The sequence below is a fragment of the Ochrobactrum sp. SFR4 genome, from assembly GCF_019730395.1.
Taxonomy (GTDB): domain Bacteria; phylum Pseudomonadota; class Alphaproteobacteria; order Rhizobiales; family Rhizobiaceae; genus Pseudochrobactrum.
Genome location: NZ_JAAPBB010000007.1, coordinates 12,851 through 34,335 on the forward strand (window position 1 = coordinate 12,851; position 21,485 = coordinate 34,335).

General features: G+C 50.2%; 19 protein-coding genes. 9 read left to right on the plus strand and 10 right to left on the minus strand.

The features are described 5' to 3' along the window. Window positions 1–288: 288 nt before the first annotated feature. A complete protein-coding gene (sciP, locus tag HBA93_RS10375) occupies window positions 289–564 on the minus strand; it encodes a CtrA inhibitor SciP (RefSeq protein WP_075655983.1) in 276 nt (91 codons plus the stop codon). Between the two features lie 309 nt (window positions 565–873). On the opposite strand from sciP, the gene mnmA reads away from it, so the two are divergent. After that, window positions 874–2,085, plus strand: coding sequence for a tRNA 2-thiouridine(34) synthase MnmA (mnmA, locus tag HBA93_RS10380; RefSeq protein WP_221723232.1), 1,212 nt, complete (start codon window positions 874–876; stop codon window positions 2,083–2,085). A gap of 470 nt (window positions 2,086–2,555) precedes the next feature. Here mnmA and HBA93_RS10385 read toward each other — a convergent pair whose 3' ends face one another. From HBA93_RS10385 to HBA93_RS10395, 3 genes are all read right to left on the minus strand, one after another. Further along, window positions 2,556–3,383: a TrmH family RNA methyltransferase gene (locus HBA93_RS10385; RefSeq protein WP_221723233.1), complete on the minus strand. Its 828-nt coding sequence runs from the start codon at window positions 3,381–3,383 to the stop codon at window positions 2,556–2,558. 9 nt (window positions 3,384–3,392) lie between these two features. Next, window positions 3,393–3,728: an ArsR/SmtB family transcription factor gene (locus HBA93_RS10390; protein ID WP_022710093.1), complete on the minus strand. Its 336-nt coding sequence runs from the start codon at window positions 3,726–3,728 to the stop codon at window positions 3,393–3,395. A gap of 467 nt (window positions 3,729–4,195) precedes the next feature. After that, complete coding sequence (locus HBA93_RS10395) at window positions 4,196–4,693, minus strand: HugZ family pyridoxamine 5'-phosphate oxidase (RefSeq protein ID WP_121991546.1); 498 nt, start codon at window positions 4,691–4,693, stop codon at window positions 4,196–4,198. A 342-nt stretch (window positions 4,694–5,035) separates the two neighbouring features. On the opposite strand from HBA93_RS10395, the gene HBA93_RS10400 reads away from it, so the two are divergent. The 5 genes from HBA93_RS10400 (at window position 5,036) to HBA93_RS10420 (ending at window position 10,328) form a co-directional block, all read left to right on the plus strand. Next, window positions 5,036–6,643, plus strand: coding sequence for an ABC transporter substrate-binding protein (locus tag HBA93_RS10400; RefSeq protein WP_221723234.1), 1,608 nt, complete (start codon window positions 5,036–5,038; stop codon window positions 6,641–6,643). A gap of 63 nt (window positions 6,644–6,706) precedes the next feature. Beyond that, entirely contained in the window at window positions 6,707–7,714 is a 1,008-nt protein-coding gene (locus HBA93_RS10405; protein WP_022710096.1) for an ABC transporter permease subunit, read from the plus strand. Between the two features lie 8 nt (window positions 7,715–7,722). Further along, window positions 7,723–8,631 (plus strand): ABC transporter permease subunit, encoded by a 909-nt coding sequence (locus tag HBA93_RS10410; protein WP_121991543.1) that lies wholly within the window; start codon window positions 7,723–7,725, stop codon window positions 8,629–8,631. Window positions 8,632–8,634: 3 nt separating this feature from the next. Beyond that, the gene (locus HBA93_RS10415; RefSeq protein WP_221723235.1) at window positions 8,635–9,489 is read left to right on the plus strand and encodes an ABC transporter ATP-binding protein; all 855 of its coding nucleotides are present in this window, start codon (window positions 8,635–8,637) and stop codon (window positions 9,487–9,489) included. Continuing rightward, on the plus strand, window positions 9,486–10,328 hold the full coding sequence (locus HBA93_RS10420) for a dipeptide ABC transporter ATP-binding protein (protein WP_121991541.1): 843 nt from the start codon (window positions 9,486–9,488) through the stop codon (window positions 10,326–10,328). Before HBA93_RS10415 ends, HBA93_RS10420 begins: the two co-directional genes overlap by 4 nt. Before the next feature lie 71 nt (window positions 10,329–10,399). Here HBA93_RS10420 and choV read toward each other — a convergent pair whose 3' ends face one another. The 3 genes from choV to HBA93_RS10435 form a co-directional block, all read right to left on the minus strand. Next, window positions 10,400–11,437, minus strand: coding sequence for a choline ABC transporter ATP-binding protein (choV, locus tag HBA93_RS10425; RefSeq protein WP_121991540.1), 1,038 nt, complete (start codon window positions 11,435–11,437; stop codon window positions 10,400–10,402). Window positions 11,438–11,439: 2 nt separating this feature from the next. Then, window positions 11,440–12,276, minus strand: a complete 837-nt coding sequence (gene choW / locus HBA93_RS10430; protein ID WP_121991539.1) for a choline ABC transporter permease subunit — start codon at window positions 12,274–12,276, stop codon at window positions 11,440–11,442. A 125-nt stretch (window positions 12,277–12,401) separates the two neighbouring features. Further along, the gene (locus HBA93_RS10435) at window positions 12,402–13,307 is read right to left on the minus strand and encodes a choline ABC transporter substrate-binding protein (RefSeq protein ID WP_221723333.1); all 906 of its coding nucleotides are present in this window, start codon (window positions 13,305–13,307) and stop codon (window positions 12,402–12,404) included. 703 nt (window positions 13,308–14,010) lie between these two features. Here HBA93_RS10435 and HBA93_RS10440 point away from each other — a divergent pair. Continuing rightward, window positions 14,011–15,252, plus strand: coding sequence for a DUF2333 family protein (locus HBA93_RS10440; RefSeq protein WP_221723334.1), 1,242 nt, complete (start codon window positions 14,011–14,013; stop codon window positions 15,250–15,252). Window positions 15,253–15,422: 170 nt separating this feature from the next. Then, window positions 15,423–16,394, plus strand: a complete 972-nt coding sequence (locus HBA93_RS10445; RefSeq protein WP_221723236.1) for a small ribosomal subunit Rsm22 family protein — start codon at window positions 15,423–15,425, stop codon at window positions 16,392–16,394. Window positions 16,395–16,447: 53 nt separating this feature from the next. On the opposite strand, the gene HBA93_RS10450 is transcribed toward HBA93_RS10445, so the two are convergent. Together HBA93_RS10450 and HBA93_RS10455 are read right to left on the minus strand one after the other, a co-directional pair. Then, window positions 16,448–17,146, minus strand: coding sequence for an OmpW/AlkL family protein (locus HBA93_RS10450; protein WP_116087839.1), 699 nt, complete (start codon window positions 17,144–17,146; stop codon window positions 16,448–16,450). Window positions 17,147–17,294: 148 nt separating this feature from the next. Next, entirely contained in the window at window positions 17,295–18,275 is a 981-nt protein-coding gene (locus tag HBA93_RS10455; RefSeq protein ID WP_221723237.1) for a glutathione S-transferase family protein, read from the minus strand. Between the two features lie 392 nt (window positions 18,276–18,667). On the opposite strand from HBA93_RS10455, the gene HBA93_RS10460 reads away from it, so the two are divergent. Further along, a complete protein-coding gene (locus HBA93_RS10460) occupies window positions 18,668–19,192 on the plus strand; it encodes a GNAT family N-acetyltransferase (protein WP_221723238.1) in 525 nt (174 codons plus the stop codon). 203 nt (window positions 19,193–19,395) lie between these two features. On the opposite strand, the gene HBA93_RS10465 is transcribed toward HBA93_RS10460, so the two are convergent. After that, on the minus strand, window positions 19,396–21,483 hold the full coding sequence (locus HBA93_RS10465) for a glutamine amidotransferase (protein ID WP_221723239.1): 2,088 nt from the start codon (window positions 21,481–21,483) through the stop codon (window positions 19,396–19,398). Window positions 21,484–21,485 lie beyond the last annotated feature (2 nt).

Here is a 21,485-nt window from a genome sequence, read left to right on the forward strand (position 1 = left end):
TCTAAACCAGTTCTGCTTCGTCGAGCCGCTCTGATATTATTGGAGCGTGATTACAGGCCTATTAATGCATAATTCCTTAAACCCAGCGGTCTAAGGAATTATGCATTTTTTTGTTTCCGGATATGGATGTTGGTGAAGGCGAGGGGGCTGAGATGAGACGGTACGATTTAAGCCCCTGAAAACAAAGAAAGCCGGAGAGCAGAACTCTCCGGCTTGATCTGTAGAATGCGCCGCGTACGGCATATCCTTATTTTGTTTTCATCTGCCCTTAAAAGAGGGGAGATGAATTTAGTGTCTGTATTGTTGAATGCGTGTTGTCCGCAAACCGGCGAGACCATGCTCGTCGATGGACAACTGCCAAGACAGAAACTCTTCGACTGTCAGCGTATAACGCTGACAGGCTTCCTCAAGACTGAGGAGGCCGCCGCGTACAGCGGCAACAACTTCAGCCTTGCGGCGGATAACCCAGCGCCGTGTATTCGACGGCGGAAGATCTGCAACGGTGAGCGGACTTCCATCCGGACCGATGACGTACTTTACTCGTGGTCTTACCAGATCGGTCATTGTACTCTCTACACAACACTCAAGGACCTAATCACGCTTCACGATAGCGTCACAGCTTTAAAAAAGAGCTAAGCACTCGGTAAGGCTCTGGTAATAAATAATAATTTTCATTAAAGATTATGTAGAAAGAGCTTGAAAACGCCATATTTAAGCCGTTTTGAGGCTTTTTTACTCGTTTTCGGCTCAAAATATTTTATTAAAAAATCTCCTTTGCCCTGCGGCATCTTGGCAAGGCGGGTCACAATGGCCTATATAAGGGGAGAATTTGAAGCAAGATATCGGGTTTTTACCCCGGATATGGACCTAATCATGAAACTGAACAGCCTCGATTTGCCGGGAAAGCCGGAAGATACGCGCATTGTTGTTGCAATGTCAGGGGGCGTTGATTCTTCGGTTGTTGCCGGTATTCTCAAGCGCGAAGGCTATGATGTTGTTGGTGTAACCCTTCAGCTCTATGATCATGGCGCTGCCGTACACCGCGCCGGTTCCTGCTGTGCAGGACAGGACATTGAAGATGCTCGCCGCGTTTCCGAAAGCCTGGGTATCCCGCATTATGTTTTGGATTATGAAGCACGCTTCCGCGAAGCCGTGATCAATCCTTTTGCCAACAGCTATGTGAGCGGTGAAACACCGATCCCGTGTGTTGCCTGTAACCAGACAGTAAAATTTGCTGATTTGCTGGCCACAGCGCGTGATCTGGGTGCGGCAGCACTTGCGACAGGTCACTATATCCGCAGCGGTACAAACGGCGCTCACCGCGCTCTATTCCGCCCTGTTGATGCGGATCGCGATCAGAGCTACTTCCTTTTCGCCACCACGCAGGAGCAGATTGATTATCTGCGCTTCCCGCTTGGTAATCTGCCAAAAGCGCAGGTTCGTGAAATGGCTGAGGAAATGGGTCTGACTGTTGCGAAGAAGCAGGACAGTCAGGACATTTGCTTTGTTCCGCAGGGCAAATATTCCGATATTATTTCCCGTTTGAAGCCGGAAGCGGCGACACGCGGTCATATCGTGCATATTGACGGCCGTGTGCTGGGCGATCATGACGGTATTGTTCATTATACAGTTGGTCAGCGTCGCGGTATTGGTATTGCCACCGGTGAACCTCTTTATGTTGTGCATCTGGATGCTGTCCATGCGCGTGTTATCGTCGGCCCGCGTGAAGCGCTGGAAACACACAAAGTGTTTCTGCGTGATATGAACTGGCTGGGAGATGGTCCGCTTGCTGATCTGCCTGCGGAAGGTATGGAAGTCTTTGCCAAAGTGCGTTCAACACGTCCGCCAAAGCCTGCCGTGCTGCACCATGCGGACGGACAGACCTGGGTTGAGCTGATCGATGGTGAAAGCGGTATCGCTCCGGGACAGGCTTGTGTGCTCTATTCTGATGACAGCAATACGGCACGCGTATTCGGCGGCGGTTTCATTGCCCGTTCTGAACGCGCTCCGGAAGCAGAAAAAATGCTGCGTGAGCTGACTGGTAATGGCGCAGAAACGACATCCGGTTCGGTGTCTGCAGCTTAATCTGTGTGATTATTCCTGAAGATTGAGAATTGTAATCCGGGGTGAACAAATGAATGATACATTTGTTTGCTCCGGATTATTTATGTGCTAAGATTTTTTTCAGAAAATATAAGCTTGTAAAATTGATTTCTGCTTTTATTAGAGACTCTTGTGCTCGATATAGTGTGTCAGATGAATATTTCATCTTTGTCTGGTGCGATTAATTGAAAAAATCCAGAAAATATATTGCAATAGATTAACAGCCAGAAGCTGAAACAGATATTTCCGAGATTGATACTGTTCATCAATAAAATTGAGTTTAGATTCTCACTCTGAAAAGAGCGTTGATATTCATATGTTTAATATTTTGTTGAACTAATAATTTAGAGTTTTATAATTCTATTTAAGGTTGTATATATCTGGCTGACTATTCGGTAAAGTGACCAGCTTGCTTTTGATTATGTGAAGCAGATCGTTCGAGATTTCATTGTTTAATCAAAATATGCGCGGCTAAGGCATGATAATGCGATGCCTGAAGCTGTTGCAACATTCAGGCTGTCAAACCGGCGGGACATAGGGATACGGGCGCTTTGCAAAGAGGTAAGCAAATGCTGTGGCAGGCCTTCCCCCTCAGTGCCCAGCAAAAGCGCTGTTCGTCCTTTTACAGGCAGATCATAAAGCGATTGGGGGCTTTGCGGTGATAGTGCGATGAGGTTGATACCTGCTTCGGCAACGGTTTTTACAATATCGTCGATATTACCGTTATGGACATAGGGAACCTGTAGTGTTGCACCGACAGAAACGCGGATTGCTTTCCGGTAAAGCGGGTCGCAGCATGTTTCATCCAGCATGACGCAATTGGCCTCAAAGGCCGCCGCATTACGAAAAATTGACCCGATATTGTCATGATTGGATATGCCGCAGAGTATCAGGATAAGGGCATTCTCAGGTAAAATCTCTATAAAATTCTGAATATTATGAAGGCTTTTTCTTTTCCCGACAGCGAGAATACCCCGGTGAACATTGAAACCCGCAATCTGATCCATATCGGATGGCGAGACTACATAAACAGGGACATGCTCCGGAACCAGAGGTAAAATATCCTGAAGACCGGCTAGTTTGTTCTCGGTAATAAGAAGAGATTCAGCTTCGAACTGAGACGAGTTCAGCAGAACACGTAAAACGACCTTGCCTTCTGCAATGAAGCGGGCTTCACGCCCTGTAAGGTCTTTTTCTTTAATATTGAGATAAGCGCCGAGGCGCTTATCTGCTAAGTCATTAATAAATATGACGGAATTATCTTTATTCTGATTATTCATCAGTTCCGTTTAAGCAAAAGCTTCCCGTCTTTTCTCGCTTCGTGCCAGATACAGACTCCCTAATGTTGAAAGCACCAGCTCAATATGCGGTGATGAAACAACATAGTAGATTGTCTGGGCGTCGCGTCTTGTAGATACAAGATTAAGCGCGCGCAGTTTTGCAAGGTGCTGAGATAATGCAGATTGGCTGAGGTCGATTGCTTTAGCAAGACTTCCCACAGACATTTCATTATGCAACAGCTTGCAAAGGATCAGCAGCCTTTTATTATTAGCCAGAGCCGAAAGAAAATCGGCAGCCTGATCCGCGTTATCGACAAGATTTGCGTAGATATTATCATGTTTCATGTGCAGTCCTACCCCCGTATGACAGCAATTTTGATAGTGCGCTTATAAGAAAGAAATCAGCGCACTATTACAACTACCAATAGAATTGATATTTGCAAGAATTATTTTAAAACGTACAGAATAATTACTCTTTAAGTGAGTGATAAATTGATTTGAAATTAATTAACCTATTCCATATTTAGCAATTTCTAAAATATTAAAAATGTCATTTTAAACTAAAATATTAATAACAAATATTGGTGATTTTTCTAAGAAATAACCGTTGAGTTTCAAAGTGTATGAGAAGGCTTTGTGATAAGTACACATTTTTGTGATTTCATGAATTCAGAGTATTGATAGAGAAAAAATCAAGTCGAAGGTAACAGCGGTCAGACGGAGCTCAATCAGATTGAGCTCGTCTTATCATTTGCAAATGATCTTTTTAGTCGCAAATGTCGCATCCGGGATATTGGGAAAGCCACTGATATTTATTGCGGCAGCACAATATCTTCAGCCTTTAAATGGAAAGCTTTCCCGAAACCGCCGTTGAGACCGGCACTTTCCACATTGAGGCGGAAAATAACAAAATCGCCGAGATCAATATAGAGTTTAACTTTAGGGCGCTTTTCAAGAAACAAATCCCGCAGGCGCTGGTATCCCTCCTGACCGCGCATGAACTTCTCTGCTGAACAGGCAAGAGTAATTCGCGGATGAACCAGCGGATCACCTTTATCAGCAGGCTCGCCAAGCAGCAGAGAGCAGACGGCATTGGCGTCAAGAGCCGGCGTATGGGTGGCAAGTCCGGATGCCAGAAGCAGGGGGGTGTTGTCCGTATCGGTGGTGATTGCAACGCGCGTTACGCTCGGACGACCGGTAGCCGGATCAAGCACTGCAAGTGAGCCATAAGTTGCATTTGTAATCAGCTGCACCGCGAGCACACGTGCTTCATCGGTTGTCTGCTGGATAACATCTTTCTTTTCACTCATAATCCTGCCTCATTTTCTGTGTCTTGTCCTGATCTATCAATGGCTTGCGTAACGTCTGGTACTGTTCCGATTCTGACAGAAGCCGGCGCAAACAGGCTGATTATTATCAGCAAACCACAAAAAAATCCTGTGTGCTTTATGAAATTGAAACGGTTGAAAAGCCGAAATTTCCATTAAAAATCAAATATATATTTTTTCCGCCTAATTATGTAGCAGAATTATTTTTTCTGCGCCGTTGACCAAGACGTAAATTCAACTTGCCTTTTTGCCGCGCAAAATGCTTCTTTACGCCTCAGACTGCGACGTGGGGCGTTGCAGCTTGTTATCGGGTGGAGGCCTATAATGAAATTTCACACTAAACTTCTTGCTGCGACTGCGCTGACCGCTGCCATGATGGCGGGTTTTTCCGGCGCTGCATCCGCAAAGACGCTGGTATATTGCTCGCCGGCATCGCCGGAGGGGTTTGATCCGGCACCTTATACAGGTGGTGATACTTTTGATGCGTCTGCGCATCCGGTTTATAACCGTCTGGTTGAATTTGAGAACGGTACAACTGTTGTTGAGCCAGGTCTCGCTGAGAAATGGGAAGTGTCCGAAGATGGTCTGGAATATACATTCCATCTGCGTAAAGGCGTAAAATTCCAGACAACGGATTATTTTACACCAACCCGCGATTTCAATGCTGATGACGTTTTGTTCTCATTCGACCGTCAGCGCAACAAAGACAATTCCTGGCACCAGTATACTGCCGGTATTTCCTACGAATATTTCGACAGTATGGAAATGGGCACGCTGATCAAGGATATCGTCAAAGTTGATGATAATACCGTTAAGTTCGTGCTGACACGTCCTGAAGCACCATTCCTTGCCAATATTGCGATGCCTTTCGTATCCATTATGTCGAAAGAATATGCAGACAAGCTGGAAGCAGAAGGTAAAAGAGAAAACCTCAACCAGTTCCCGGTCGGAACAGGTGCGTTTACTTTTGTAGCCTATCAGAAAGATGCGGTTATCCGCTTTAAAGCGAACCCTGATTACTGGGCTGAAAAACAGAAAATCGACGATCTGGTTTTCGCGATCACAACCGATGCCGCAGTTCGTGCGCAGAAGCTGAAAGCCGGCGAATGCCATCTGATGTCTTATCCGGCTCCGGCAGATATCAAAGGTTTGCAGGCTGACAGCAATCTGAAGGTTGACGAACAGGCCGGTCTGAATATTGCATATTTTGCATATAATACCCTTGTTGCGCCTTTCGATAAGCCGGAAGTACGTAAGGCACTCAATCAGGCTGTAAACAAGCAGGCGATTATTGAGGCCGTGTTCCAGGGTTCCGGTCAGGTTGCCAAAAACCCGATCCCGCCGACAATGTGGGGTTACAATAACGCGATTGAAGACGACAAATATGATCCTGAAGCCTCGAAAAAGGCTCTGGAAGCGGCCGGCGTAAAAGATCTGAAGATGAAGCTTTGGGCGATGCCTGTAAGCCGTCCTTATATGCCGAATGCACGTCGTACTGCTGAGCTGATGCAGGCCGATCTGGCCAAAGTCGGTGTAACAGCTGAGATCGTTTCGATGGAATGGGGTGAATATCTCAAGAAGTCCGGCGAAAAAGATCGTGACGGCGCAGTTATTCTCGGCTGGACCGGTGATAATGGTGATCCGGATAACTTCCTCGGCGTTCTGCTCGGCTGTTCCGGTGTTGGCAGCAACAACCGTGCACAATGGTGCTACCAGCCATTTGAAGATCTGATCCAGAAGGCGAAAGTCACTTCCGATCAGGCAGAGCGCGTTAAGCTCTACGAACAGGCACAGGTAATTTTCAAGGAGCAGGCTCCTTGGAACACACTGGCACATTCCACAGTTTATGTGCCGATGTCTGCCAAAGTTACGGGCTTTAAGATGAGCCCGCTCGGTGATTACCGTTTCGACGGTGTTGATATTTCCGAGTAATTCTTAAAAGGAGAATGACCGGGCGCTGGATGAAATATTTCAGCGCCCGGTCTTGCTATATTCATGATACGATTCATTTTAAGCAAAATTGCCTATCTGATACCGACATTTTTCGGCATCACTATTCTTGCTTTTGGCTTCGTACGCGTTTTGCCGGGTGATCCGGTCCTGCTGATGGCAGGTGAGCGCGGCGTATCGCCGGAGCGACATGCGGAGCTGATGAAGCAGTTCGGTTTTGACAAGCCGATGTGGCAGCAATATCTGGATTATATCTGGAATTTGCTACACGGCGATTTCGGCATGTCCATGGTTACCAAAAAACCGGTTATTACCGAGTTTTTCACGCTTTTTCCGGCGACAGTCGAACTGGCGCTGTGTGCTATTGTGCTCGCGGTTCTGATCGGTATTCCTGCCGGTGTTTTCGCGGCGGTTAAGCGCGGTTCGTGGTTTGATCAGACATCAATGGGCGTAGCGCTGGTCGGCTATTCCATGCCGATTTTCTGGTGGGGCCTGCTGCTTATCATCCTGTTTTCGGGTATTTTACAGTGGACACCGGTTTCCGGCCGTATTTCACTGATGTATTTTTTCCCGCCGGTTACCGGTTTTATGCTGATTGACAGTCTGCTTTCGGGACAGAAGGGGGCTTTTACCTCTGCGCTTTCGCATCTGATCCTGCCGACAGTCGTATTGGCAACAATTCCGATGGCGGTTATTGCACGTCAGACCCGCTCGGCTATGCTTGAAGTATTGGGTGAGGATTATGTCCGCACAGCACGCGCTAAAGGCCTTGGCCAGCGTCGTGTTATCGGACTGCATGCTCTGCGCAATGCGCTTATTCCGGTTATTACCACAATCGGTTTGCAGGTCGGCGTTTTGCTTGGCGGTGCTATTCTGACTGAAACTATTTTCTCCTGGCCGGGGATCGGCAAATGGATGATCGACAGTATTTTCCGTCGTGACTATCCATCTGTTCAGGGCGGTTTGCTTCTGATCGCCATCCTTGTGATGGTCGTTAATCTGGCTGTTGATTTGCTTTACGGCTTAATCAACCCGCGCATCCGGCATAAGTGAGGCTTCCAATGAGTAATTCTACTGTACCAATGGAAAAGTCAGTTGATGTGTCTTTGCGACGCCAGCTTGCCGATTTCTGGTATTATTTCAGCGTTAACCGCGGTGCGGTTCTCGGCCTGATCGTCTTCGTAGCGCTGGTTCTGGTGGCTGTTCTGGCACCTTTGCTGGCTCCCCATGATCCGACACAGCAATATCGCGATGCATTGCTAACCCCGCCGGCCTGGCAGGAAGGCGGTAAAGCCGCATTTCTGCTCGGTACCGATGCGGTTGGCCGCGATGTTCTGTCCCGTCTGATTTACGGTTCACAATATTCGCTGTTTATCGGTCTTGTTGTGGTCGTGCTTTCGCTGATTTCCGGTGTGACCGTTGGTCTGATCGCCGGTTTCTTCGGTGGCGTGGTTGATACAATCATCATGCGTGTGATGGATATCATCCTATCCTTCCCGTCGCTTATTCTGGCGTTGGTTTTGGTCGCAATTCTCGGACCTGGTCTGATGAATGCGATGATCGCTATCGCGCTGGTTTTGCAGCCGCATTTTGCGCGTCTGACCCGTGCAGCCGTGATGGCAGAAAAGAACCGTGAATATGTGGTTGCAGCCCGTCTGGCCGGTGCCAGCCGTCTGCGTCTGATGTTCAAAACCATTCTGCCAAATTGCATGGCACCGCTGATCGTGCAGGGTACTTTGTCCTTCTCCAATGCGATCCTTGATGCTGCTGCTCTGGGCTTTCTTGGCATGGGTGCACAGCCGCCGACACCGGAATGGGGTACAATGCTTGCTGAAGCGCGTGAGTTTATCACCCGTGCATGGTGGGTTGTTACATTCCCGGGGCTTGCCATTCTGATTACGGTTCTCGCGATCAATCTGGTTGGCGACGGTCTGCGCGATGCGCTTGATCCAAAACTGAAGAGGAGCTGATAAATGGCTCTTTTAGAAATCAAAAACCTGACAGTTGCCTTTGACACGTCAACAGGTGCTTTCAAGGCCGTGGACGGCATCGATATTTCTGTCGATGCCGGTGAGGTTCTGGCCATCGTCGGTGAATCCGGTTCGGGCAAATCCGTTGGTATGCTGGCGGTGATGGGATTGTTGCCGAAGACTGCAACAGTCACTGCGGATAAAATGCTGTTTGACGGCCGTGATCTGCTCAATATGAGTGAGAAAGAGCGCCGGACAATTATCGGTCGTGAAATCTCGATGATTTTTCAGGAGCCGATTGCCAGCCTTAACCCGTGCTTCACCGTTGGTTTCCAGCTTGAGGAAGTTCTGCGTTTCCATCTGAATATGGGTAAAGCGCAGCGCCGTGCCCGTGCGATTGAGCTTCTGCAACTGGTGGGCATTCGTGATGCCGCCGACCGTCTGGGCAGCTATCCGCATCAGATGTCCGGTGGTCAGTGCCAGCGCGTGATGATTGCCATTGCGATTGCCTGCAACCCGAAACTACTGATTGCGGATGAACCGACAACTGCGCTTGATGTGACCATTCAGAAGCAGATCCTTGATCTGTTGATGCGTTTGCAGGAAGAGCACGGTATGGGGCTGATTATGATTACCCATGATATGGGGGTTGTTGCAGAAACCGCAGACCGCGTTATCGTGCAGTATAAAGGTCATAAAATGGAAGATGCGGATGTGCTCTCATTGTTTGAGAATCCGCAGAATCCTTATACCAAAGCGCTGCTTTCAGCTCTGCCGGAAAATGCAACCGGTGACCGCTTGCCAACGGTTTCGGATTTTGTTTTGCAGAATGCCGCATCGTCAGGAGCTGCCCAATGAGTGAGATCGTTCTTGAAGCCCGTAATATCGTGCGGGATTATCACACCGGCGGCGGTTTGTTTTCCAAGGCGAAAACTGTCCATGCTGTGAAAAATGTCAGCTTCTCGGTCGAGAAGGGCAAGACATTGGCTATCGTTGGTGAAAGCGGTTGCGGCAAGTCAACACTTGCCCGCATTCTGACTCTGATTGACCCGCAGACATCCGGCGAATTGCTGATTGACGGTCATCCGGTGAATATTGCTACCGATGGTCTGACTCATGAAATGCGCCAGCGTGTGCAGATCGTGTTTCAGAACCCGTATGGTTCGCTCAATCCGCGTCAGAAAATCGGTGATGTGCTTGCAGAACCACTGCTGCTGAACACCAATATGACAGCGAAAGAGCGTCAGGAAAAAGCGATGCAGATGTTGCTCAAAGTCGGTCTTGGCCGTGAGCACTTCAATCGCTATCCGCATATGTTCTCGGGCGGTCAGCGCCAGCGTATTGCGATTGCCCGTGCTTTGATGCTCAGCCCGCGCCTTCTGGTGCTGGATGAGCCGGTCTCGGCGCTCGATCTCTCTGTACAAGCGCAGGTGCTTAATCTTCTTGCTGATCTGCAAGAAGAGTTTGAACTGACCTATGTTTTCATCAGCCATGATTTGTCTGTGGTGCGCTATATCGCCGATGAGGTGATGGTGATGTATTACGGTGAGGTTGTTGAATATGGTACACGTGACGAGGTGTTTAACCATCCGCGTCATGACTATACGAAGAAACTGTTCTCGGCCACTCCGCGTTCGGATATCGAAAGTATTCGTCAGCGTGTGACTGAACGTGCGAAAAAGCGTTCAGCAGCTTAAACCTTGATTACAGTGATAATAAAAACGCCGCGCTGATCTTTCAGCGCGGCGTTTTGTTTGCAGGTTTAAAATTATCTTCGGTGGCGGGTGAGGCTGCGCACCACATCATCGGCAGAAATTTTGCCGACAATCGCACCATTATGCACAACGCCGACGTCGCCATTATTGCGCACCATCGCCTGCATAATATCCTGAATAGCGGTTTCCGGTTTTGCCGTTGCCGCAAAAGGGCGTGGCGGGGCGCTGCGGTCAAGCGGAGACATGATATCGGCAGCGAGCAGCACACCCAGCGGGTTCATATTCGCCACAAAATCAGCCACATAATCATCGGCCGGATTAAGCAAAATATCCTGCCCGCTTCCGCATTGAATAATGCGGCCGCCTTCCATGATCGCGATGCGGTTGCCGAGTTTCATTGCCTCATCCAGATCATGGCTGACAAAGACAATGGTTTTCTTCAGGTGGTCCTGCAAATGCAGCAACTCATCCTGTAAGCGTGCACGGATCAGCGGATCGAGCGCGGAGAAGGGCTCATCCATTAGCAGGATTGGTGCGCCGGTTGCAAAGGCGCGGGCAAGACCGACACGTTGCTGCATACCGCCGGATAATTCACCGACCTTACGTTTTGCCCAATCCTGCAATCCGACCAGTTCCAGCTGGTTCTGTACCGCTTCCTTGCGCGCCTGTTTGCTTAAGCCCGCAATTTCAAGGCCGAAGCCGACATTGTCTTCAACCGTACGCCATGGCAACAGGCCGAATTGCTGAAACACCATGGACACCACATGGGTGCGCAGAGCGCGTAATTGTGCAGTGCCGGCTGCTGTTACATTGATTTCGGCACCCTGATTATAAACGGTAACACACCCGCGACTGATCGGGTTGAGGCGGTTAATCGCGCGCAAAAGCGTGGATTTTCCGGAGCCGGACAATCCCATCAGGACGAGCAGCTCACCCTCGCGGATATCGAGGGAGCAATTATGCACGCCGAGAATATGGCCGGTTTCTGCCTGAATTTCCGAGCGGGTAAAGCCCTGATCGGCAAGATCCAGCGCCTTGTCCGTTTTATTGCCGAAAACAATACTGATATTCTGAAGACTGATAGAGGCCATGATTATTTTTCCCTGCCCGGACGGAAAATGCGGTCGAGGATGATGGCGACAACCACAATCACCAGTCCTGCTTCAAAACCGAGCGCGGTATTGACCGAGTTAAGGGCACGCACAACCGGTACGCCGAGTCCGTTAGCGCCGACAAGCGCTGCAATCACAACCATCGACAAAGACAGCATGATGGTTTGGGTAAGACCAGCCAGAATTTGCGGCATGGCATAAGGCAGTTCAATCTTCCAGAGCAGCTGGCGACGCGAAGCGCCGAAAGCCTCTCCGGCTTCTCTCAGATGCTCCGGCGTTGAGGAAATACCGAGATGGGTGAGGCGGACAGGGGCGGGCAGCACAAAAATGGCTGTTGCCAGCAGACCCGGCACCATACCGATACCGAAAAATACAATCGCCGGAATGAGATAAACAAAGGTCGGCAATGTCTGCATCAGATCAAGGATCGGGCGCACCACCGCATAGAGTTTGGGCCGGTGTGCCGTTGCAATGCCTAATGGTACGCCAAGCGCCATACAGATGAAACAGGCCGACAGAACCAGTGTCAGGGTTTCCAGCGTCTGATCCCAATAACCCTGATTGAGGATGAATAAAAACCCGATAATCGTCAGAATGACAGTCGAGACTTTTCTTTGCAGCCCCCATGCGATTGCTGCAAAAATGGCAATCAGGATAAAGGGATGCGGAAATTTGAGCGCGGCCAGTAAACCGTCAATCAATGTCTGCATGATGGCGGCAATACCATCAAACAGCCAGCTCAGATTTTCAGTTAACCAGGTGACAGTATTTTTCGCTGTACGCCCGACGGGAATTTTTTGTGATGTCAGCCAGTCCAAAAGTCAGGTCCCCGTTTTCCTGTCAGTATATTTTTCAATCGGGTTTGGTTTGTGAAAACCATGAATAGTCGCACCGGTAAATCTGCTGCCCGTATGATACCGGCAGCAGATTGTCTGTTTACCGGTCAGAGACCGAAAGTTTGTTTGACAGCTGCAAGGCCGTCTTTACCATCAAAAGTGGTAACGTCTTTCAGCCACGCGTTAAGTGCATCCGGATTAGCTTTGATCCATGCCGCTGCTGCTTTGGCCGGATCTTCACCATCATCCAGAATTTTACCCATGATCTGGTTTTCCATTTCAAGGGTGAATTCTTGGTTGCTCAGAAACTTTCCGACATTCGGACATTGTTCTGTGTAGCCGTTCCAGATATTGGTCTCGACTTTCGCGCCACCGAGATTAGGGCCGAAAAAGTCGTCGCCGCCCTCCAGATAACGCATTTCAAAACGGGAATTCATCGGATGTGGTTCCCAGCCGAGGAACACAACCGGCTTCTTGGCTTTAATATCTTTGGCAACCTGCGCCAGCATACCCTGCTCGGAAGACTCTGCCAGTTCAAAGCCCTTCAGATCAAAAGCACCTTTGGAAATCATGTCGAGGATCAGGCGGTTGCCGTCATTGCCCGGTTCAATACCGTAAATTTTATTGCCAAGCTGATCTTTGAATTTTGCGATATCGGCAAAGCTTTTCAGACCTTCATCATAGGCGAAAGCAGGCACTGCCAATGTGTATTTCGCGCCGGTCAGATTGGTGCGCAGGGTGATGACGGTCTTGTCATCAAGATATGGCTGGAGATCAGCAGCCATGGACGGGTTCCAGAAACCGAGGAACACGTCGATATCTTTTTTGCTGAGCGAAGCATAGGTCACCGGCACAGACAGAATTTTAATGTCTGTTTTATAGCCAAGACCTTTGAGAATTTCTGTGGCAACGGCTGTGGTCGAGGTAATATCTGTCCAGCCGACATCAGAGAAGCGGATTGTGGAACAGGCTTCAGGTTCTGCCGCCCATGCACTGCCGGCACTGCCCGCCATTAATGCGGCACAGGTGAGTGCCAGCACGGATTTGCGGCTTTTAGCGAAGGACAGGTTGGCAGGGTACAGATGTTTCACTGGCAGAAAACGCATGAATATCTCCATCGACGGGATTATATTTATTTATAGCAGAGCATTTCCGCTTCCCCGAAACTGCTCTGTTGTTTGTTCTTATGCAGTTTGATCAGAAAACCGCAGCACTGTTTTGCGCGACATGTCCCGGTCCCAAATCTAAACAAGCATCAAAGTCCGGAGTCTTCAAGCAGTTTTGTGATCATGGAATCCGCAAACACGACAATTAACGTCGGAATGAGGCAGGCTAAAAATAATATGCAGTAATTTCAAGGCTAAAGCTGAAAATTAAATTCAGACTCACCGGTTGAACCTGCGCTGTTGCGGTTTATATCAAAGTCGTAATGACATTGTTTCTCTGTAAAGCGCCGGGTTTCTCTGTAAGGCGCCGGTGCCGGACATACTGGTGCCGCTTGTGCCTGTTTCAGGTAAGACGTGCTGAGCAGGTTGTATCGGATTGAATGATTGCTGTTTAAAAAATCCGGCGCTGTTGCGTATTTCTTTGAAACTATGCAAGGGTTTACAGGAAAATACCTTTCGGGCTGCGTTCTGTTCAGGACGTGGGGCAAGAGCTGACACAAAGGACAAGATCGTGACGGTCATCGGAAATATCTTTGCTTTTATAGGGCGTATGATTGCAGCACTTGTGCGGCTGATCGCAGTGCCTTTCGGCGCGTTGTGGCGCGTTTTTCAGAGCCTCAGCGTCTTGTGGAAAACCCTTATCGCCGTAGCCGTTATCGGTTGGGCGGGCCTGTATGGTTATTTCGTAGTGCAGACACAGGTCTGGACGAATTTTGATCCGGATTATCCTGCAAAATATGCCTATCAAAGTGCTGTCACACCCGGTGAAATTGTCGAGCCGTCAAAAGCGCTTACATCACCGTCAGCCCCATCACCATCATCGGCAGAAAGCACATCGCCTGCTGATCCGACGGCACTGCCAGCGGAAGGTGCCGCTGGGAATAATGATAGCACGACAAATAATGCAGCGCCTTCGACTGAGCCAGCCAGCCAGCAACCTGCGCCGCAAATGGCTTTATCGCAACCAGCAGGGGCGCGGGTTTGTGCACCATCGGCTCTGGCTGAAGTGACCGCTGAACTGACCGATTTCAATGTGAACCAGAATGCATGGGTCTCTTCCATGCTGTTCTATAAAACAGGTTTCTTCGGGCTGGATTGGGACCGGACACCGTTTCTGGATAATAAAGCCTCGTTCCAGCGCGGTGTGCATTCGGCAGTACGCCGCACAACGATTGAACTGGTGGATTCTCTCGGCCGCCTGCGCGGCACGTCGCAGATTGATAATGATCTGCAAAAAGCCCGCGGTAATATGCAGTTCCGTGAGGATACATGGTATTTCGGCTTAAGCCCGTTTGGCCCGAAAACACCGACACCAAGCTATTATCGTTCCGCTATTAAAGAGCTGCGTGCTTTCAATGCGCGTCTTGAAAAATGCGAGGCAACTTTCGATGCCCGTGCGGACAATCTGATCCAGTATGTGGATCGTATTGCCAGCGATCTCGGCTCGACATCTGCCATTCTGAAAGACCGTTCTGATAATTATCATGCAGGCTGGTTTGATACCCGTGCCGATGACCGGTTCTGGTTCGCCTATGGTCAGCTCTACGCTTATTACGGACTGATCCGCGCAACGCATTCTGACTTTAAAGCTGTGTTGGCTGAGAAGCATCTCGATGGTTTGTGGGATACAATGGAGCAACAATTACGCTCGGCACTGGATATGCAGCCAACCATCGTTTCCAATGGCCGTCAGGATGCATGGTTCACGCCGTCCCATCTGACGACGATGGGTTTCCACATTCTGCGCGTACGCTCCAATCTGGTGGATATCCGTCAGGTTCTGGAACGCTGATTGCCGCAATTGTTAATGTTTTAAATTGCTCTGCCGCGTGTTAGAGCGGTTCCTGTTTAAGGGAACCGCTCTATTTATTTCTTTGTCGCATTATCCTACGCAAAACCGTTTCACACTTTTGCTGGAAATGCTCTATAGCGCGGCAGAGTTTTTTTACGTGAGATAGAATTATGGAATTACCGGCAGCATTGAGACAGGCTGTAGATGCGCAGTTGCAAGGCGTGGCGCTGGCGGATCTGCAGCGGGCTTCCGGCATCCTCAGCCGTCGTTACCGTGCCGAGACGCGCGATGGAAAATGGCATCTATCCGACGAACTGGCAGCACATGCCTATCTGGCTGCGCGTTTGCCTGCGACTTTTGCCGCTGTGACCTCTGCTTTGCAACAAGCGGCTGATATCAGCCCTGAATTTGCCCCGCGCAGTCATCTGGATATTGGTGCAGGACCCGGAACCGCATTATGGGCGGCATCTGTCGTCTGGCAGGAGATTGAAACATCGCTTCTTCTGGAAGGCAGCAATGCAATCCGCGCTGTGGGCGAGAAGCTTTCCGCTCATGCGCCGGTGGCCGATGTGCAATGGCGTGCTGCCGATGTGACAACGGGGCTGAAAGACGCCAAAGCTGCAGAACTTGTGACACTGGCCTATGTGCTGGATGAACTGAATGAGCCTGCACGGCAACAGTTGATTGTGCAATTATGGAACCTGACGGAAGGTATGTTTGTGATTGTGGAGCCCGGAACACCGGCAGGCTGGCAGCGCATTCTCGATGCCAGAGCACAATTGCAGGCTCTGGGCGGGCATCTCGCAGCGCCTTGCACCCATAGTCAGGCTTGCGCTGTGCAGACACCGGACTGGTGTCATTTCTCCCGCCGCGTGGCGCGTTCCAAAATCCACCGTCTGACCAAAGAGGCAGATGTGCCTTGGGAGGATGAAAAGTTTAGTTATCTGGCTGTCAGCCGTCAGCCGGTATCCCTTTCAGGTCAGCGGGTGCTGATGCAGCCGAAAACCGGTGGCGGGAAAGTTATTGCTAAACTATGCAGCGATGACGGACAGGTTGCAGAACATCTGATTACCAAACGGGACAAAGCCTTGTTTGCGCAGGCGCGTCGCGCCGGCTGGGGTGATCTGATCGGTGCGGAATAAGATTTGAGATACAAAAAAGCCCGCTTTTCAGCGGGCTTTTTTAATGACTCATATCAGAAGCGGTAAGTGATACCGGTACCGATCAGCCATGGGTCAAGTTTGGCTTTGCCGCTCATCTGAGCGCCGCCAACGGTTACATCAAAATCAGGACGCAGATAGAGTTTCTTCACGTCGAAGTTGAAGCCCCAATGATCGTCGATCATATAGTCGAAACCAACCTGAAGTGCGCCGCCGAAAGTGTTTTTAACTTTCAGATAATCGGCATCATGAGATTTCTGGTTGTAAAAGATGCTGTAATTCACACCGGCACCGACATAAGGCTTAAACGCGCCGAAATCTGTGAAGTGATATTGCAAGGTCAGAGTTGGTGGCAGCAGCCAGACTTTACCGACATCCAGACCGTCGATCGCGCCTTTACCATTAACATTGGCATAGGTAGTGCCGAGGATCAGTTCAGCTGCAATATTATTGGTGAAGTAGTAGGAAATATCGAGTTCCGGTACCACTGTGTTGGAATATTTCAGGCCGGAACCCGGAACTTCATTCACATGGCCTTTATTTTCTGTGATGACGCCAAGCGCACGTACACGAACCTGCCACGGGCTGAGTGCCACCGGAAGTGGCTCTGATACCTGCGGTTCAACCGGTGCGATGATCGCATCTGCGGCCAGTGCAGGCTGCATAGCGATAGCGGTGAGAGCAGTTGCGGCCAGAAGAGCACATGTATGACGATTTGCCGGGAGGATAGCCATGTCTGTTTTCCTTAAAGTCTGAGAATGAAGGCAAACTGACAGCGGGCAGGCGGCTTTCCATTGATTGAAATCAATTGCAGATAATAAAACACCGCATAACGGTATGTTCGCTATGCGGTGTGATAAAACTGTCACTTAATATGCGGGCTTAGCTGAAACGGGCACGGTCATGCGGTGCATCATAATCAAGCTGCGGGCCGAGGGGGACGACACCGGTCGGGTTGATCGTTTTATGGCTCATATAATAGTGGTTTTTAATATGTGTGAAATTCACTGTACCGGCAACGCCGGGCATCTGATAAAGCTCACGCACATAATTTGAAATATTCGGATAGTCGGCAATCCGTGCTTTATTGCATTTGAAATGGCCGACATAGACCGGATCAAAACGGATCAGTGTGGTGAACAGGCGCCAGTCCGCTTCAGTCAGACGGGAGCCGGTAAGATAGCGTTGTTTGCCGAGAATGGTCTCGATCTTGTCCAGAGCATCAAACACATTGCTATAGGCTTCTTCATAGGCCTCCTGAGAGGTGGCAAAGCCTGCACGGTAAACGCCGTTATTGATGTTCGGATAGACGAACTCATTCATTGCATCAATTTCTGCGCGGAGATCTTCGGGATAGAAGTCAAGCGACGCGTCACCGAATTCATTGAAGGCGGTGTTGAGCATGCGGATGATTTCAGCGGATTCATTGGAGACAATGGTCTGCTGCTGTTTGTCCCAGAGAACCGGCACGGTGACACGGCCGGAATAGTTCGGATCGGCACGGGTATAGATTTCATAGAGGCGTTTGGCACCATAGAGATGATCCGGCGTTGCGCCGTCTTTGCCGGTCAGTGTCCAGCCTTCTTCCGCCATCAGATAATCAACAACAGAGACGCTGATGACATTTTCCAGTTTCTTCAGTGCGCGGAAAATCAGTGTGCGGTGCGCCCACGGACAGGCCAGTGATACATAGAGGTGATAGCGGCCGGATTCGGCTTTGAAACCGCCGGTGCCGCTGGGGCCTGCGCTGCCATCTGCTGTAATCCAGTTGCGGAATTGCGAAGCGGAGCGGACAAAGCGGCCGTCTGTGGCTTTCGTATCATACCATTGGTCGTGCCATTTGCCGTCAACTAAGAGACCCATAAGAATATTCCTTTTGTCTGATGGCGGAACCGGATTGCTCATCAACAGTTGCTGCCAATAAATTCGTATCCTTAATGTAATACATAATATCGGAAAGTCTCGCCTGATCTGGCTGTTTTTACGAAACACGCTGTCCTGAAAACAGGACGATGTTTTGTTTTTCGGCTCGGCTCTTTACGATCAAAAAAAATGATGTTAAGCAAACACACCGCATCAGTTTGCGGCTATTCACCTTTCAGGAGAACGGAATTGACAGGTCTGCAGTTCATCCGACGATGAAATTGTAAACGGTGCGCGGCACCGGTGGATACCTGTTTGCGTTTTTATGCCCGATAGCGGCGACAAATCACGCGATAATTCTGAAGTCTAAATCTCTGAAATAGTGATGTGCCATGTTGCAGTCTGAACTGACTTACACGCAGGAAACCTGCGCCCACGATGCGGAAATCGAAGAAATCAATGCGCTTGCTTTTGGCCCGGGCAGATTTGTCCGTGCCGCTGCGCGTATCCGCGAGGGCGGGGCGCATGACCGCGACTTGTCTTTTGTGGCTCTTCATGGCGGAAGGCTGATCGGCTCAATCAGAATGACACCGATTGCTATCGGCACTACACCTGCTTTACTGCTGGGGCCGCTGGTCGTGCGGGATGGCTGGAAAAGCCGCGGCATTGGCCGGATACTGATGAACCAGTCGATGGAAGCCTCAGCAAAAGCAGGGCACAGGCTGAGCCTGCTTGTTGGCGATGCGCCTTATTATAATGCTTTCGGCTTTGAAAAAGTGGATGCCAATAAGGTGATTATGCCGGCACCGGTTAATCCGGAGCGGCTTCTTGCCTGTATTCTGCCGGGAGCTGAAACTCTGTCAGGCCCAACGCTCAATCAGCTGGCGGGGCAGGTTAAGCATCTCAACCAGCTTTGATGTAAAAAGCGGTTTCAGTGATCTGAAACCGCTTCATTTCCTTATTTGCCGCGTATCTTTTCCGATCGAAGCAGGACGAGAAATCAGTCCAGTGAACTGATTTCCCTGCGTAGGCGCTTCACATTTTTCGGGATACGCTCTGGATTCTTGAGCGGTCGCATTATCACTGCCGTCAAGTTGATTCAACTTGACTGTGAAATGCTCTATCGCCCTTCACGATACCATGTGCCGCCGAGAATAAGCAGCAGTGCGGCTAAAGCCAGCAGGCTGGTGAAAAGCGGAATGCGATGCACTGCAACCAGACTTGTATCCTGAGTAGGCCGCAGCCCCAGAAGAGTGGCAGGGCTTTGTTTTTGCGACGGGTTCATCAGCGAAACATCGGGCACGGAGATTGCAGCCTGTTCAGTTGTTTCTTTCAGACGCAGAACATTACCGCCGCTGGCCTGCGCCACAGGCAGTAATTTTTGTGTTGTAGAAATACTGTCGCGCAGTTCCGGCGTGTCCACATTGCCGACATGGGCGAGCACGGAATAATCGCCGTTCTCAATCTTATACAGTCCCTGTTCATCGGCCGGTAATTGCGCTGTGAACTGTCCGGCAACGGATTGCGTCAGCGGCACTTCAATGATTTTGCCGGATGGCGTGGTGACTTTGGCCGGAGCAGCCTTGTCGCTCATAGTCTGGCGGGTAATCTCCAGACGATCCGCAGTGCCTTTGGCCGTCAGCGCTTCTTCTTCCAGCTCCGGTTCCTGCATCAGCCAGTGTGCCATGCGGCGATAGAGCGATGCGTATGGCCCGCCGCCTTCAAAATCACGCGCCCAGAGCCAGCCCTGATCGGACAGCAACATACCGACACGGCCTTTACCCTGATGGCCGAGCACCATCAGCGGCTTGTTGTCAGGTCCCTGCATGACGGTTTCGCCCTGCGGTGTGGCAATATCAATCGAGCGGAACCAGCGCCCCCATTGCGGCGGTTCCTGTTCACTGCCTTCCAGCCCGCGTGTGACAGGATGGCGCTTACCGGCTTCCGTCAGACGCGGATAAAAGCCTTTTTCCGTGACATCACCGGTTGGCAATGCAGGTAAAACGCTAAGCAGCGGCGTGCGTGCAATCGACATACTGTCTGCATATTCAGGGCCTGCGGCGATCAGCAGGGCACCACCATTTTGCACATATTGGGCGATATAATCATAATAGAGCAGCGGCAGCACATTACGGTGCTGATAGCGATCGAAAATAATCAGATCGAAATCTTCTACTTTATCGACGAATAATTCGCGCGTCGGAAAGACAATCAGCGATAATTCATTGATCGGCGTGTCATCCTGCTTTTCCGGCGGACGCAGAATGGTGAAATGCACGAGATCGACAGATGTGTCGGATTTCAGCAGGTTGCGCCATGTGCGTTCGCCATTATTCGGTTCACCGGATACCAGCAGCACACGCAGATTTTCGCGGATGGCATCGATCAGTGCAACGGCCTGATTATTGGCGGCGGTGACTTCACCGTTCAGCGGTTCTGTGGCGATTTCCACAATGTTACGACCGGCATGGGGCAGGGTGATCTCGGTTTTAACATCCTGACCAATAGCCGCCGGAACTGTGGCGACCAGTTCGCCATTGATACGGATGGTGACGCTGGACTGTGATGCATCCACCGGAATTTTACCGGCATCTTCCACACGGAAAACCAGTTCCTGCGGCTTGCCGCTGAGGCCGAAGCGCGGCACGCGGATGAAGCGGATACTGCGGTCGAATTCATCGCCGGTGCCGGTAATCAGCGCATGAAGCGGTGCCTTAAAATTCAGCTCGTCTGTTTTGGCAGGCACATCATGAACCTGACCATCAGTAATCATAACCGCACCGCCGATGCGTGACGGCGGCACATCGCGCAGGCCTTCATTCAGGGCTGTAAATAAGCGTGTATTGTCACGGTTTTCAGTACCGGAACCGGCTTCGATAATCCGTGTTTCAATATCGGATTGTGCGCCGAGCTTTTGTTTCAGCGCTTCAAGCGCAGAATCTGTATCCTGTGTACGGTTGCCCTGAGACTGGCTGGCGCTGCGATCAACCACAATGCCGACAATGGTTTTAAGCTGCTCGCGCTGTTCGCGCGTAATCTCCGGATTAAATAAGGCCAGTGCAAGCGCTGCAAAACCGCCAAAACGCAGCCAGCTGCCGCGTTTGCGCAGGAACAAGCCAGCCAGAGTAATGAGAGCCAGCGGAGCCAGACAAAGCCCGAGCCAAAGCGGTGGTAGCAGGGGGGAGAAATGCAGGGAAAACAGGCTCATCA

Coding starts and splice junctions, on each gene's coding strand:
- sciP (WP_075655983.1), bottom strand. CDS start 564: ATGACCGATCTGGTAAGACCACGAGTAAAGTACGTCATCGGTCCGGAT.
- HBA93_RS10455 (WP_221723237.1), bottom strand. CDS start 18,275: ATGGGTCTCTTAGTTGACGGCAAATGGCACGACCAATGGTATGATACG.
- HBA93_RS10450 (WP_116087839.1), bottom strand. CDS start 17,146: ATGGCTATCCTCCCGGCAAATCGTCATACATGTGCTCTTCTGGCCGCA.
- HBA93_RS10415 (WP_221723235.1), top strand. CDS start 8,635: ATGGCTCTTTTAGAAATCAAAAACCTGACAGTTGCCTTTGACACGTCA.
- HBA93_RS10390 (WP_022710093.1), bottom strand. CDS start 3,728: ATGAAACATGATAATATCTACGCAAATCTTGTCGATAACGCGGATCAG.
- HBA93_RS10435 (WP_221723333.1), bottom strand. CDS start 13,307: ATGGCGGGCAGTGCCGGCAGTGCATGGGCGGCAGAACCTGAAGCCTGT.
- HBA93_RS10420 (WP_121991541.1), top strand. CDS start 9,486: ATGAGTGAGATCGTTCTTGAAGCCCGTAATATCGTGCGGGATTATCAC.
- HBA93_RS10385 (WP_221723233.1), bottom strand. CDS start 3,383: ATGAATAATCAGAATAAAGATAATTCCGTCATATTTATTAATGACTTA.
- HBA93_RS10395 (WP_121991546.1), bottom strand. CDS start 4,693: ATGAGTGAAAAGAAAGATGTTATCCAGCAGACAACCGATGAAGCACGT.
- HBA93_RS10465 (WP_221723239.1), bottom strand. CDS start 21,483: ATGAGCCTGTTTTCCCTGCATTTCTCCCCCCTGCTACCACCGCTTTGG.
- HBA93_RS10405 (WP_022710096.1), top strand. CDS start 6,707: ATGATACGATTCATTTTAAGCAAAATTGCCTATCTGATACCGACATTT.
- HBA93_RS10460 (WP_221723238.1), top strand. CDS start 18,668: ATGTTGCAGTCTGAACTGACTTACACGCAGGAAACCTGCGCCCACGAT.
- HBA93_RS10400 (WP_221723234.1), top strand. CDS start 5,036: ATGAAATTTCACACTAAACTTCTTGCTGCGACTGCGCTGACCGCTGCC.
- HBA93_RS10440 (WP_221723334.1), top strand. CDS start 14,011: ATGATTGCAGCACTTGTGCGGCTGATCGCAGTGCCTTTCGGCGCGTTG.
- choV (WP_121991540.1), bottom strand. CDS start 11,437: ATGGCCTCTATCAGTCTTCAGAATATCAGTATTGTTTTCGGCAATAAA.
- HBA93_RS10445 (WP_221723236.1), top strand. CDS start 15,423: ATGGAATTACCGGCAGCATTGAGACAGGCTGTAGATGCGCAGTTGCAA.
- mnmA (WP_221723232.1), top strand. CDS start 874: ATGAAACTGAACAGCCTCGATTTGCCGGGAAAGCCGGAAGATACGCGC.
- HBA93_RS10410 (WP_121991543.1), top strand. CDS start 7,723: ATGAGTAATTCTACTGTACCAATGGAAAAGTCAGTTGATGTGTCTTTG.